The 12,544-nt window shown below is 62.7% G+C and carries 13 protein-coding genes; 11 read left to right on the forward strand and 2 right to left on the reverse strand.

Annotation, left to right across the window (positions count from 1 at the left end):
* Nucleotides 1–47: 47 nt before the first annotated feature.
* The 6 genes from C5L10_RS13075 to C5L10_RS13100 all read left to right on the forward strand — a co-directional run bounded on the left by C5L10_RS13075 (nucleotide 48) and on the right by C5L10_RS13100 (nucleotide 5,590).
* Nucleotides 48–683, forward strand: a complete 636-nt coding sequence (locus tag C5L10_RS13075; RefSeq protein ID WP_105430022.1) for a TetR family transcriptional regulator — start codon at nucleotides 48–50, stop codon at nucleotides 681–683.
* A 95-nt stretch (nucleotides 684–778) separates the two neighbouring features.
* Entirely contained in the window at nucleotides 779–1,621 is an 843-nt protein-coding gene (locus C5L10_RS13080) for a metallophosphoesterase (RefSeq protein ID WP_105430023.1), read from the forward strand.
* Nucleotides 1,622–1,643: 22 nt separating this feature from the next.
* Nucleotides 1,644–2,951 carry an ABC transporter substrate-binding protein gene (locus C5L10_RS13085; RefSeq protein WP_105430024.1) on the forward strand — a complete coding sequence of 436 codons (1,308 nt, stop codon included), beginning with the start codon at nucleotides 1,644–1,646 and terminating at the stop codon, nucleotides 2,949–2,951.
* Between the two features lie 81 nt (nucleotides 2,952–3,032).
* Nucleotides 3,033–3,983 carry a carbohydrate ABC transporter permease gene (locus tag C5L10_RS13090; RefSeq protein WP_105430025.1) on the forward strand — a complete coding sequence of 317 codons (951 nt, stop codon included), beginning with the start codon at nucleotides 3,033–3,035 and terminating at the stop codon, nucleotides 3,981–3,983.
* Nucleotides 3,973–4,836, forward strand: coding sequence for a carbohydrate ABC transporter permease (locus C5L10_RS13095; RefSeq protein WP_105430026.1), 864 nt, complete (start codon nucleotides 3,973–3,975; stop codon nucleotides 4,834–4,836). Before C5L10_RS13090 ends, C5L10_RS13095 begins: the two co-directional genes overlap by 11 nt.
* A gap of 1 nt (nucleotide 4,837) precedes the next feature.
* Nucleotides 4,838–5,590, forward strand: a complete 753-nt coding sequence (locus tag C5L10_RS13100) for a tyrosine-protein phosphatase (protein ID WP_105430027.1) — start codon at nucleotides 4,838–4,840, stop codon at nucleotides 5,588–5,590.
* 37 nt (nucleotides 5,591–5,627) lie between these two features.
* Here the strand turns inward: C5L10_RS13100 and C5L10_RS13105 are convergent, their stop codons facing one another.
* Both C5L10_RS13105 and C5L10_RS13110 read right to left on the reverse strand, forming a co-directional pair.
* A complete protein-coding gene (locus tag C5L10_RS13105) occupies nucleotides 5,628–6,599 on the reverse strand; it encodes a S1C family serine protease (RefSeq protein ID WP_105430028.1) in 972 nt (323 codons plus the stop codon).
* A 99-nt stretch (nucleotides 6,600–6,698) separates the two neighbouring features.
* Nucleotides 6,699–7,493 (reverse strand): NAD(P)-dependent oxidoreductase, encoded by a 795-nt coding sequence (locus C5L10_RS13110; RefSeq protein WP_105424188.1) that lies wholly within the window; start codon nucleotides 7,491–7,493, stop codon nucleotides 6,699–6,701.
* A 205-nt stretch (nucleotides 7,494–7,698) separates the two neighbouring features.
* Here C5L10_RS13110 and C5L10_RS13115 point away from each other — a divergent pair, with 205 nt between their 5' ends.
* From C5L10_RS13115 to C5L10_RS13135, 5 genes are all read left to right on the forward strand, one after another.
* Nucleotides 7,699–8,451 (forward strand): FadR/GntR family transcriptional regulator, encoded by a 753-nt coding sequence (locus tag C5L10_RS13115; protein ID WP_105400657.1) that lies wholly within the window; start codon nucleotides 7,699–7,701, stop codon nucleotides 8,449–8,451.
* Nucleotides 8,452–8,528: 77 nt separating this feature from the next.
* The gene (gene kdgD, locus C5L10_RS13120) at nucleotides 8,529–9,434 is read left to right on the forward strand and encodes a 5-dehydro-4-deoxyglucarate dehydratase (protein ID WP_105430156.1); all 906 of its coding nucleotides are present in this window, start codon (nucleotides 8,529–8,531) and stop codon (nucleotides 9,432–9,434) included.
* A 3-nt stretch (nucleotides 9,435–9,437) separates the two neighbouring features.
* A complete protein-coding gene (locus tag C5L10_RS13125) occupies nucleotides 9,438–10,574 on the forward strand; it encodes a mandelate racemase/muconate lactonizing enzyme family protein (RefSeq protein ID WP_105430029.1) in 1,137 nt (378 codons plus the stop codon).
* On the forward strand, nucleotides 10,574–11,440 hold the full coding sequence (locus tag C5L10_RS13130) for an amidohydrolase family protein (protein ID WP_105430030.1): 867 nt from the start codon (nucleotides 10,574–10,576) through the stop codon (nucleotides 11,438–11,440). Before C5L10_RS13125 ends, C5L10_RS13130 begins: the two co-directional genes overlap by 1 nt.
* An 82-nt stretch (nucleotides 11,441–11,522) precedes the next feature.
* Nucleotides 11,523–12,494 carry a TRAP transporter substrate-binding protein gene (locus C5L10_RS13135; RefSeq protein WP_037083453.1) on the forward strand — a complete coding sequence of 324 codons (972 nt, stop codon included), beginning with the start codon at nucleotides 11,523–11,525 and terminating at the stop codon, nucleotides 12,492–12,494.
* Nucleotides 12,495–12,544: the final 50 nt, after the last annotated feature.

Consider the following 12,544-nt stretch of genomic DNA (forward strand, 5'->3'; position numbering starts at 1 on the left):
CGCCCTACACAAAATCTGCCTAGACTGCGGTTGTCGAGGGTGAGTTCATGCACGGCCGCGCCAATCTCACAGCCATGAGGCTCATGGATGCCTGCGAGCATCTGCTTTGCGAAGCCGAAGCTTTCGAGGATCTGACCGCCCGGCGGATCGCCATCGAGGCGCATGCGACCCCTTCCGCCATCAGCTACCATTTCGGCTCCCAGGAAGAACTTGTGGCAGCGGTCGCAGAGCGTGTCTATCGGCGGCTCAATGCAGAACGATTGAGCTTGCTCCGCAAAGCCGTCGACCGGCGGGCGCCCGATCCGCCCGATCTCGATGAAGTCATCGCAGCTTTGGTCGGTCCCTCGATCCGCTGGAGCCTCGACCCGACCTCCAGCTATCCGGTCCTGTCGCATTTCACCTCGATGGCGAAGACCCACCGGGAACGCGCACCGCACTACCGCCGCATCATCGATAACGTCGAACATCACCGAGCTTTCGTCCCGCATCTGAAGCGGATCTCGCCCTGGCTCGACGAGGTGGACATCGGCTGGCGGCTCAATTGCGCGCTCGGCATCCGCTCGCAGGTCACCCGCTCCCGGTCGCGTACGCAAGTGCTGACCAATTACGGCATCGACCTCGATGATCCGGACATCGTCATCGCCCGCATGGTCGAGGTGATCGCGCCGATGTTCCGCCGCTGAACCGGTTTCGAACGGCATTCGAAATCCGTCACGACCAGGAAACAAACCCCTTCTAACGGTCCCCCTGACGAAACCGTCATCCATGGAGGCATCCGGTGCGACGCGAAACGACATTCATCCATCTGACCGACCTGCACATCGGCACCGCCGATGACAGCCATCTGCACAGCGACACGACCGAGACGCTGCATCAGGTGCTCGATCTCGTCGCGACCGTGACGCCGAAGCCGCAATTCGTCATCGCCAGCGGCGATCTCACCAATCGCGGCGATGCGGAAAGTTTTCGTCGGCTGAAGGACATTATCGACGCCAGGATCGATGTTCCGGTCATCTACGCGCTCGGCAATCACGACACCCGCCCCGGCTTCTACGAGGGCATGGGCATCGAGACCGACGATCCGGATGCACCCTACGACCACGACACGATCATCGACGGCATCCACATCGTCACCATCGACTCGACGACGCCCGGCCTGATCGGCGGCACGATCGATCCGGAACAGTTCGACTGGCTCGCCTCGACGCTCGACAGCCATTCAGAGCTGCCGAAGCTGATCGTCGTCCACCACCCGCCGGCGCTCGGCGAAGAGGCCGATGCCGCCCATTGGCGGACGATCCACTTTCCGCAGTCGGAGCGTTTCCGCGAACTGCTGAAGGGCCGCAATATCATCGGCATTCTGAGCGGCCATATCCATCACGACCGCGTCTCGGTCTGGCACGGCATTCCGGTCGTCGTCGGCACCGGCCAGCACGCCGCGACCGACATCCTGCGCACCGACATCCTGCGCATGGTGCGCGGCACGTCCTTCGGGATCGGCACCATCCGCCCGTCCGGCCTCACCATGGCCTTCGTGCCGTTGCCGTCCGACCGCGCCGAACTCAATACCTATCCGCTGGAACTTCTGATGGCTCGGGCAATGCCCGTCGCCGCCGAATAACCCTCATCCGGAGACACGCAAAATGCTGCGCAGAACCACGCTCAAGCTGATGGCGACGCTCACCGCCGCCTCGATGTTGCCTCTTGGCCTCCCGGTCGGCGCCCTCGCCGAAATGCCCGCCACGGTCGACAAGCCGGTGACGATCAGCTTCTACAATTACAACCTCGCTTCTGCGAGCGCCGGCGCCGATGCCACGCGGGAACTGATTGCCGGTTTCGAGAAGAAATTCCCCAACGTGAAGGTCGAGACGATCGCCGTTCCCTCGAACGAGATCATCAACCGCGTCCAGGCCGATATTGTCGCCGGCAAACAGCCGGACGTCGCCCAGCTCACCTTCCGCGACCTGATCTTCATCGCCAGCGACCTCGGCGGCAACGCGCTCGAGGACATGGTGAAGCCGGCGGAACTGAAAGAGCATCTCGCCGGCATGATCCCGAAGGGTCTCGAACTCGGCAAGGTCGACGGCAAGACCTACGGTCTCGCCTACACCTTCTCGACGCCTGTCCTCTATTACAACGGTGACCTCTTCAAGCTGGCAGGTCTGGACCCGAACAACCCGCCGAAGACCTGGGCCGACGTCAACATCGCCGGCAAGGCGATCAAGGAAAAGATCGGCAAGAACGGCTTCTTCCCGGGCGCCTACGGCCCGAGCGACGGCACCTTCGTCTACCAGGCGATCGTCATGTCGAACGGCGGCAGGGTGCGCGACGGCAACAAGCTCACTTACGCGGACAAGAATGCCGCCGAGGCCGTCAAGATGCTGCGCGACATGGTCGATAGCGGCGCTCATGCCAGGATCGATCCGGCCAGCGGTTCCGACACGTTTGCAGCGGGCAATCTCGGCATGTTCGTCTATACGACTGCGGTGCTTGGCTCCTACAAGAAGGCCGCCCAGGGCAAGTTCGATCTGCGTATCGCCCCTATGCCGTCCTTCGGCGAAAAGCCGACAGCCCCGACCAATTCCGGCAGCGCCCTGTTCGTCTTCAGCAAGGATCCGGCCAAGCAGCGTGCGGCCTACGAGCTCCTGAAGTACCTGACGAGCAAGGAAGCCTACACGATCATCACCAGCAAGATCGGCTACCTGCCGCTGCGTCTCGATATCGTCGACGACCCGAACTACCTCGGCCCGTGGGTCAAGGAGAACCCGATGTTCCGCGCCAACCTGGAACAGCTGAACCGTCTTACCGCCAATGTCGCCTTCCCCGGTCCCAACTACCGGCAGGTCGAGAAGATGATGATGGACTCGGTGCGCGAAGCTGTCTTCGGCAAGGGCGATCCGATCGCAACTCTGAAAGCCGCCCAGGACCAGGGCCAGGGCCTGATGCCGTAACCGTCACGAGGAGATGCCGGGCGGGTCTCGCTTTTCCCGTCCGGCGTCGTTGTCCCCTCGGGGTCCTTTCGGGAAAATTTCATGACCGATATCCAGGCCGATCTCGCAAGACCGCTCACCCTTGCCCGCGCGCCCACGGCTGCCCGCCAGCGCGGCACATTCACCGTGCAGCCCTGGCTCTATCTCGCGCCGGCGCTCTGCCTCCTGATGATGTGGACCTATGTGCCGCTGGTCGAGGCGTTCCAGCTCTCCTTCTACCAGTGGAACATGCTGCCGACCTCGCCGCAGCGCTATGTGGGTCTGACCAACTACCAGCGCCTCTTCGCCCTGCCCGAGATGCGCGCCGCCCTCTGGAACACGCTTTTCTACATTCTCGGCCTCTTCCCGATGTCGGTGATCATTCCCCTTTTCGTGGCGATCTGGACCCAGGATCTCGAAGGCCGCGCCCGCACGATCTACCGCGCGCTGATCTTCGTGCCGATGATCGTCGCGCCCGTGGTTGCCGCTATCCTCTGGCGCTGGCTGCTCAACGAGGATCAGGGGCTGGTCACGCTCGGCCTGGAGACGATCGGTCTCGGCCGCATCGGCTTCCTGACCGACCCGAATTACGCGCTCGCGACGTTGACCTGGATCACCGGCTGGAAGCTGATCGGCTTTTCCACCCTCCTGTTTTCCGCCGCCAATGCCGGCATCAATTCCTCCTATATCGAGGCGGCGCGCATCGACGGCGCCAGCCGCTGGGGGATCATCCGCGACATCCGCCTGCCGCTGCTGTCGCCGACCATCCTGCTTCTGTCGATGATGACGATCCTGTTCGGGGCGCAGTGGAGCTTTGCCTATATCAACGTGCTCACCAATGGCGGCCCGCTGAAATCGACCACCAACATCTTCTACCTGCTCTGGGAATACGGTTTCCAGACCATGTCCGCCGGCTGGAGCTCGGCGGCCGGTATGATCGCCTTTGCCGGTTTTGCGGTCATCGCGGCAGGATGCATGTGGCTGACCAAGAGGTTTGCGATCTATGATAACTGATGCCTCCCCCGACAGCACCGCGCTCACTTCCGGCGGTCCAAAGTCCGGCAATGCCCGCCGGCTTGCGGTGCATGCGGTGATGATCCTTCTGTCCTTCCTGTCGATCTTTCCGATCTACTGGATGATCGTCACCTCTCTTCGGCCGGAAAACGAGATCTTCTCCACCTCGCTCTGGCCCAGCAATCCGTCGCTGGAAAACTATGTCTTCGTGCTGACCCGCATTCCGATGATCGGCATGCTGATCAACACCACGATCGTATCCGCAGCGACCGCCCTGCTGCAGGTCGTGACCGGCCTGTTCGCGGCCTATGCGCTGGTGCGCTGGCGCATGCGCCTTTCCGGCGTCATCCACGGCCTTATCGCGCTCTCCTGGCTGGTGCCGTTCCAGGTCACGATGATCCCCAACTACGTGCTCGCTTCGCGGCTCGGTCTTCTGGATACGCTGACCGGTCTCATCGTGCCGAATGCGGCGCACGCCTTCGCGATCCTGCTCCTCTATAACGCGATGCGCTCCTTCCCGACCGAGATCCTCGAAGCGGCGCGCATCGACGGAGCCAGAAGCTGGAAGATCCTCTGGCAGATCGTGGTGCCGAACATGGGCGCTCCGATCGCCTCCCTGTCGATCATCGCCTTCATCTCCGCCTGGAACGAGTATTTCTGGCCGCTGCTGCTGTCGCGAAAGCCGGAAAACTCGGTCGTCCAGATCGGCCTGCAGATGTTCATGACCCAGGAGGGCAATCTCTGGGGGCCGCTGATGGCGGCCGCCGCACTCGCCAGCCTGCCGATCCTGATCATCTATCTGGTCCTGCAGCGCCACGTCATCGAATCCTTCATGAAATCCGGAATCCGCTGATATGTTTGCCCCAGAAAACGCGCATGAACGCCTGATCGCGCTGGAAGGCGCCCACAATGTCCGCGACCTCGGCGGTTACCAGACCGCACATGGCGGCCTGACCCGCTGGCGCTCGATCCTGCGCGGCGACGCATTGCATCGCCTGAGCGAGGCCGATATCGATACCTTGCTGGACAATGGGCTGACCACCGTCATCGACCTGCGCAATGCCCACGAGATCGCCGCCGAAGCCAACCCATTCACCGGCCATGCCAAGGTGCGCTACCACAACACGCCGGTGTTTTCGGCGCTTGCACCAGTCGAGATGATGGCGAATGCCGTCTTGAGCTTCGACATGGGCGATCGTTATTGCCAGGCGATCGACGACTGCCAGCCGGCGATTGCCGAAGTCCTGAAGACCATCGCCGACGCGCCGGACGGAGCGGTGCTCTTCCATTGCAGCGCCGGCAAGGACCGCACCGGCGTGATCTCGGCACTGCTGCTTGCCAATGCCGGCGTCGATGAGGCAACCATCGTTGAAGACTATGCTCTGACGGCGACCATTTCCGGGCCGCTGATCGCGCGCCTCAGGGACCGCACCCTCGGCCGCGGCACTTCGCCCGAGCTGGTCGATATCGTTCTTGCCTCGGAACCGCGCAGCATGCGGCAGGCACTGGACCATATCCGCTATCGCCACGGCGGCATCGAGGCCTATCTCTCTTCGCTCGGCCTCGATGAAACCGCACGGGAAAGACTTCGCTACCGGCTGGCTTAGGACCTCGAGGACGAGGACCTGAAGAGAAACAGCATGCTCAGCTCTGCGGCCGTGCGGCTGGAACCAGCACGCGGTCGACGATCCGCGAGTCGAGGTCGTAGACGGAGATCGGCGTCTCCTTGCCGATCCGCGTCCCGTCCAGCAGACGGATCAGATCATCGGCGCCACCGACGGGCTGGCCGTCGATGGCCAGGATGAAATCGCCCTCCTTCAACCCCGCCTGGTCGGCCGGGCTGCCGAGATCGATGCGGCGGATGCGCACCGTCGTCTCCTGCGTCATGCCGGCCTTCACCGCGACGCGGCGCGGCAGCGCTGTCGTATCGACGACGATGCCGATAAAGGCACGCCGCACATGGCCGAAGCGCAGGATCTCCGAGACGACGAAATTGGCCGTGTTGGAGGCAACCGCAAAGGCGATGCCCTGTGCGCCGCGGATGACCGCCGTATTGACGCCGACCACCTCGCCCGAGGCCGATACCAGCGGGCCGCCGGAATTGCCCGGATTGAGTGCCGCATCCGTCTGTACGACGTCATCGATCAGTCTGCCGGTGGACGACCGCATCGAGCGACCCAAAGCCGAAACGACGCCTGATGTCACCGACCAGTCGAAACCGAGCGGGTTGCCGATCGCGATCGCGATATGGCCACGCCGCAGTTTCTGGGAATCGCCGAGCCGTGCCCAGGCCTGCACGTCCATGTCGGCACGCACCAGCGCGATATCCGTGTCGGCATCGCGACCGAGCACGCTGCCCTGCCCGACAGCACCATTGGCACTGCGGATACGGACGGTCTTGGCGTCGGAAACGACGTGGTGGTTGGTGATGATCAGGCCGTCGGGCGAAATCGCAAAGCCCGACCCGTGTCCGCCTTGGCCAGCAACCCCGCCGAGCCGCTCGATGCGGCTGACGGCAGGACCGACGCGGTCGACCGCGCCGGCAACCGTCTCCGAATAGGCGTCGAGAAGCACGCTATCTTCGGGGACGGGAGGATTGATATCGATAAATCCCATCACAGAACTCCGGAAAACACCTTCCCGGAAAAGGGAAGGTTGTAGAAGAAGCTGATGTGGTGGGCCTAAAAGGCGGAAACAAGAACCCGCCGTGCGGGCTCAGTCCTCCGCGAAGATCGGGTCCTGTGTGAACATGCCGCCCTGGTAGACGGCGGCCGGGGACGTCGGTTCCGGACGCCCCTTGGCATCGAGCTCGGCGCGGAAGCGTTCGGCATTGTCCTTGGGCTTCCAGCCGAGATAGGACGCGTGGGAATTGTCCCACCACTTGCTGTCATTGTCGGAAATGCCCCAGATGATCGGGCAGCCGAGCATCGGCGCGCGGAAGACGCAGTCGATCAGCGACGCGAAGTCGTCATAGGACATCCAGCCGGACAGCATGCGGTGGTTGATCGGCTTTTCGAAGCAGCTGCCGATCCTGACGAGCGCCGTCTCCTGGCCGAATTTCTCGAAATACATGCGCGCCAGAGCCTCGCCGAAGCATTTCGAAACGCCGTAGAGACCATCCGGCTTCATCGGAGCCTTGACGTCGATGTGCTCGTCCTGGCGGTAGAAACCGACCACATGGTTGGAGCTGGCGAACAGGATACGCGGCTGGCCATGTGCACGGGCGGCCTCATAGAGATTGTAGAGGCCGAGCAGGTTGGCGTTGAGTATCTTCGAAAACTTGTCCTCGACCGAAACCCCGCCGAGATGCAGGATACCGTCGCAGCCTTCGACCAGCTTCATGACCGCGTCGGCATCTCCGAGGTCGCAGACGACCGTTTCTTCATTGGGACCGGCTGGGCCGAGATCGACGATATCGGAGAGGCGAAGCGTTTCGGCAAAACCGGCGAGACGCGAGCGCATGGCGCGTCCGAGGCCGCCGCCGGCACCGGTGATCAAAAGTCTTTTCAAGAAATCATCCTCCGAAAGCGGCGCATTGGCCGCGGCAATCCAGTGATGGCCAGTCTGTCGGCCAACTTGTTCGTGACAAGCGTCGACACTTATCATACATGTTGATGAAACGTGGTCAATAAGTTGGAGCGGGTTCGGAGTGGCGCTCGACTTGACATATGGGTTGACGCGATATTGTGATGCGCCGCTGCGCAGGGAGGAACGAATGAGCGTTGAAACCAGACTCGATACCGGCAAGGGATCGAGGACGCTTGTTTCCCGCCTCGGAGAAACGCTGCGCCAGGCGATTGCGGCAGGCCAGTTCCCTCCGGGCTCACGCCTGCCGAGCGAAGCGCAGCTGACCGAGGCGCATGGCGTCAGCCGCACCGTGGTGCGCGAGGCGATCGCATCGCTGCGCGCCGACCGGTTGGTGGAAGCGCGTCAGGGCGCCGGCGTCTTCGTGCTGGAGCCGTCGCGCAACGTGCAGCCGGTCATGCTCTCCCTCTCGAATATCGATCTTGCCCGCGTATCCTCGATGATCGAGCTCCTGGAGCTTAGAACCGCGGTAGAAGTCGAGGCCGCGGGACTTGCCGCACTTCGCCGCTCGCCCGCGCAGGAAGAAGTCATTCTCGATCGCCACTATGCGGTCCGCGCCTGTCTCGAGGCCGCAAAACCAACCAGCGAGGCGGATTTCGCGCTGCACCTTGCCATTGCCGAAGCCACCAACAATCCCCGTTTCCGCGAATTCCTGACCATGATCGGCCGCAGCCTGATCCCGCGCGCAGCCCTGCGCCCGGACGATTCGGAGGCTGATCAGGCTGCCTATATCAAGCTGCTCGACGAGGAGCACAACGCGATCGTCGTGGCGATTTCCGACGGCGACGAGGAACGCGCCCGCGACGCGATGCGCCGGCATCTGCGGGGCGCGCAGCTGCGCTATCGCACCCTCCTCCGGGAGTTGCGCGAATCTGTAAGATGACTTGTTGACACAAGTCGAGGCGACCTGTACGACAATTTTTGTCTGGAGGAGACGCTTACAAAGGAATTTTCTGAATGATGACGCCTGAAGAAATCAAGGTTGCACTTGGTGCCGGCCTGCTGTCCTTTCCCGTCACCCATTTCGACGCGGAAGGCGAGTTCCAGCCGGAAAGCTATCGCCGCCATGTGGAATGGCTGTCGGGCTTCGATGCACCGGTCCTGTTTGCCGCCGGCGGCACGGGCGAATTCTTCTCGCTGTCCCCCAATGAAGTCCCCGGCATCGTGTCGGCCGCCAAGGAAGCCGCCGGCAAGACCGCGATCGTCTCCGGCTGCGGTTTCGGCACCCATGTGGGCGTGGAAATGGCCCGCGCGGTCGAAAAGGCCGGCGCCGATGGCATCCTGCTGCTGCCGCATTACATGATCGATGCGCCGCAGGAAGGCCTTTACCAGCATGTGAAGCGCATCTGCCAGTCGGTCGGCATCGGTGTCATGGTCTATAACCGCGACAACTCGATCCTGTCGGTCGACACGCTGAAGCGCCTCTGCGACGAGTGCCCGAACCTGATCGGCTTCAAGGACGGCAGCGGCGATATCGGGCTTGTCCGACAGATCACCGCCACGATGGGCGACCGGCTGATGTATCTCGGCGGCATGCCGACCGCCGAACTTTTCGCCGAAGCCTATCTCGGCGCCGGCTTCACCACTTATTCGTCGGCGGTCTTCAACTTCGTGCCGGGTCTTGCGGTCGACTTCTACAAGTCGCTGCGCGCAGGCAACCGTGCCCGCTGCGAGGAAATCCTCAAGGACTTCTTCTATCCCTTCATGGCCATCCGCAATCGCCGCAAGGGTTATGCCGTCTCGGCCATCAAGGCCGGTGTGCGCCTGCAGGGTTTCGACGCCGGCAAGGTACGTCCGCCGCTCGACGACCTGACGGCGGAAGAAGAAGAGATGCTCCTGAAGCTCATCGGCCCCTGGAAGCGCTAATCCATGAAGATCGCGTCCGTCCGCACCCATCTCCTCGAACACAGGCTCGACGTCGCCTTCGAAAGCGCCTCGATGCGCTTCGATCGCCGCGCCCATGTGCTCGTCGAGATCGAGTGCGACGACGGCACGATCGGCTGGGGCGAATGCCTCGGCCCGGCCCGGCCGAATGCAGCCGTGGTCGCTGCCTACGCGAACTGGCTGGTCGGCGAAAATCCGCTCGAAACCGAAAAGATCTGGGCGCGGCTCTATAACGCCCTGCGCGACCAGGGCCAGCGCGGCCTTGCCGTCACGGCACTGTCCGGCATCGACATCGCGCTCTGGGATATCAAGGGCAAGCATTTCGGCGTGCCGGTCTCGATCCTGCTCGGCGGACGTTTTCGCGAGAGCGTCAAGGCCTATGCGACCGGCAGCTTCAAGCGCGACGGCGTCGACCGCGTCGAGGACAATGCGACCGACGTCGCCGGTTATTGGCAACAGGGTTTTCACGCCAGCAAGATCAAGATCGGCTTCGGCGTTGAGGAGGATCTGCGGGTCATCCGCGCGGTGCGCGACGCCGTCGGCCCCGACATGCGGCTGATGGTCGACGCCAACCATGGTTACGACGCCATCGAGGCAATCAAATTCGGCCAGGCGGCTGCCGAGCTCAACATCGACTGGTTCGAAGAACCGGTCGTGCCGGAACAGCTCGCCGCCTATCGCGAAGTCCGCGCCCACCAGCCGATCCCCGTCGCCGGCGGCGAGACCTGGCACAGCCGCTGGGGCATGCGCGAGCCGGTGGAAACCCGCGCCGTCGATATCCTGCAGCCCGACCTTGCCGGCGTCGGTGGTTTTACCGAAGCCAAGCGCGTTGCCGACATGGCAGCCCTACACGGCATCCGCGTCGTGCCGCATGTCTGGGGCACCGCTGTCCATATCGCCGCCGCATTGCAGTTCATGGCGGCGATGATCCCGAGCCCGGTTCGGGTCAATCCGATCGAACCGATCCTCGAATTCGACCGTACCCACAACCCGTTCCGTCAGGCGGTGATCAAAACCCCGATCGAACACGAGCGCGGCGTGGTGCAGATCCCGAACGGCCCAGGCCTCGGCATCGAGATCAACCGCGATGCGCTCAAAGAATTCCGCATGGGAGACATCTGATGCTCGTCCGCACCCTTTCCGGCACGCCCCCCAAGACCAAACTGCCCAAGGGCGCGATCGACACTCAGATGCATGCTTATCTGCCGGGTTTTCCCTCTCTGCCCGGCGGCCCGGGCCTTCCGGCTGGAGATTTGCCGACACCGGCCCAGTATCTCCAGTTCATGCGCTGGATCGGCATCGATCGGGTCATCGTCACCCAGGGCAATGCCCAGCAGCGCGACAATTCCAATCTCAACGCCTGCCTTGCGGAATTCGGTTCGGTTGCCCGTGGCGTCTGCGTGATCGATAGCACCACGTCGGAAGCCGAACTGGATAACCTCCTAGCAGCCGGCAATGTCGGCGCCCGCATCATGGACCTGCCGGGAGGCGCGGTGAACCTGTCGGAACTCGAAGCCGTCGACGCCAAGGCTGCGTCCCGCAACTGGATGGTCGCCGTCCAGTTCGACGGCAGCAACATTCTCGACCACGAAGAGCGCCTGAAGAACCTGAAGTCCCGCTGGGTCTTCGATCACCACGGCAAGTTCTTCGCCGGCGTCACGCCCGATAGTCCGCAAGTCGATGCCGTCAAGCGCCTCATCGACGGCGGCAGGTGCTGGTTCAAGTTTGCCGGCGTCTACGAATCCTCGAAGGCCGGCGGTCCGGACTATGCCGATGTCGCCGCGGTCGCCCGGGAAATCGCCAGATATGCACCGGAACGCATCGTTTGGGGCACCAACTGGCCGCATAACCTCGCCCGCGAACAGGCCGACTATCCGGATGACGCGGCGCTGACCGATACCGTGCTCGGCTGGTTGCCGGACGATGCGGCACGCGAGCTCGCACTCGTGAAAAACCCCGAAGAACTTTACGGCCTGCCCGCCCGATAAACGGCACGGGAGGCCTGAGGAAGACTGATAAATTCAACGACCGGGGCGTGGAGGCTCCGGCGCTCACACAGAGGAGGACAACATGAAACTCACGAAATTGCTCGGCCTTGCCTTCGGCCTCGCGCTCGGCGCGACGGCCGCCAATGCACAGGTTACCCTGCGTTCCGCCGACATCCATCCGGACGGTTATCCGACCGTTGATGCCGTCAAATACATGGGCGAACTGGTCTCCCAGCGCACCAACGGCCGCATCAAGATTCAGGTGATGAACAACTCGGTACTGGGCGGTGAAAAGGACACGATCGAGCAGACCCGTTTCGGCGTCATCGACATGAACCGCGTCAATGCTGCACCGTTCAACAACCTCGTACCGCAGACCACCGTTCTCGGCCTGCCCTTCCTGTTCCGCTCGACCGAGCACATGCACAAGGTCGTCGACGGCCCGATCGGCGACGAAATCCTGAAGGCCTTCGAACCGCATGGCCTGATCGGCCTTGCCTATTACGATTCCGGCGCGCGCTCCTTCTACACGACCAAGAAGCCGATCACCAAGCTTGCCGACCTGAAGGGCATGAAGATCCGCGTCCAGCAGTCGGACCTCTGGATCGCCATGATGCAGGCCTTCGGCGCCAACCCGACGCCGATGCCGATGGGCGAAGTCTATTCCTCGCTCGAAACCGGCGTGGTCGACGGCGCGGAAAACAACTGGCCTTCCTATGAATCCGCCCGCCACTACGAGATCGCCAAGAACTATACGCTGACCGAACATTCGCTGAACCCGGAAATCCTGGTCATGTCCAAGATCTCCTGGGACAAGCTGACGCCGGAAGACCAGAAGATCTTCCGCCAGGCCGCCAAGGACTCGGTCGTCAAGATGCGCGAACTCTGGACTGCCCGCGAAAAGTCCTCGGAGGCCAAGGTTCGTGCCGGTGGCGCCAACGTCATCAAGGTCAACAAGGACGAGTTCTCAGCCGTCATGAAGCCGGTCTATGACAAGTTCGTCACCGATCCGAAGCAGAAGGCCCTGCTGGAACAGATCCAGGCCGTCAAGTAAGCCGACCGAAAACCGGCCCTCGCCAAGAGGGCCGGTTTTTTCTTGCATAT

This window comes from Neorhizobium sp. T6_25, from assembly GCF_002968555.1.
GTDB lineage: Bacteria > Pseudomonadota > Alphaproteobacteria > Rhizobiales > Rhizobiaceae > Neorhizobium.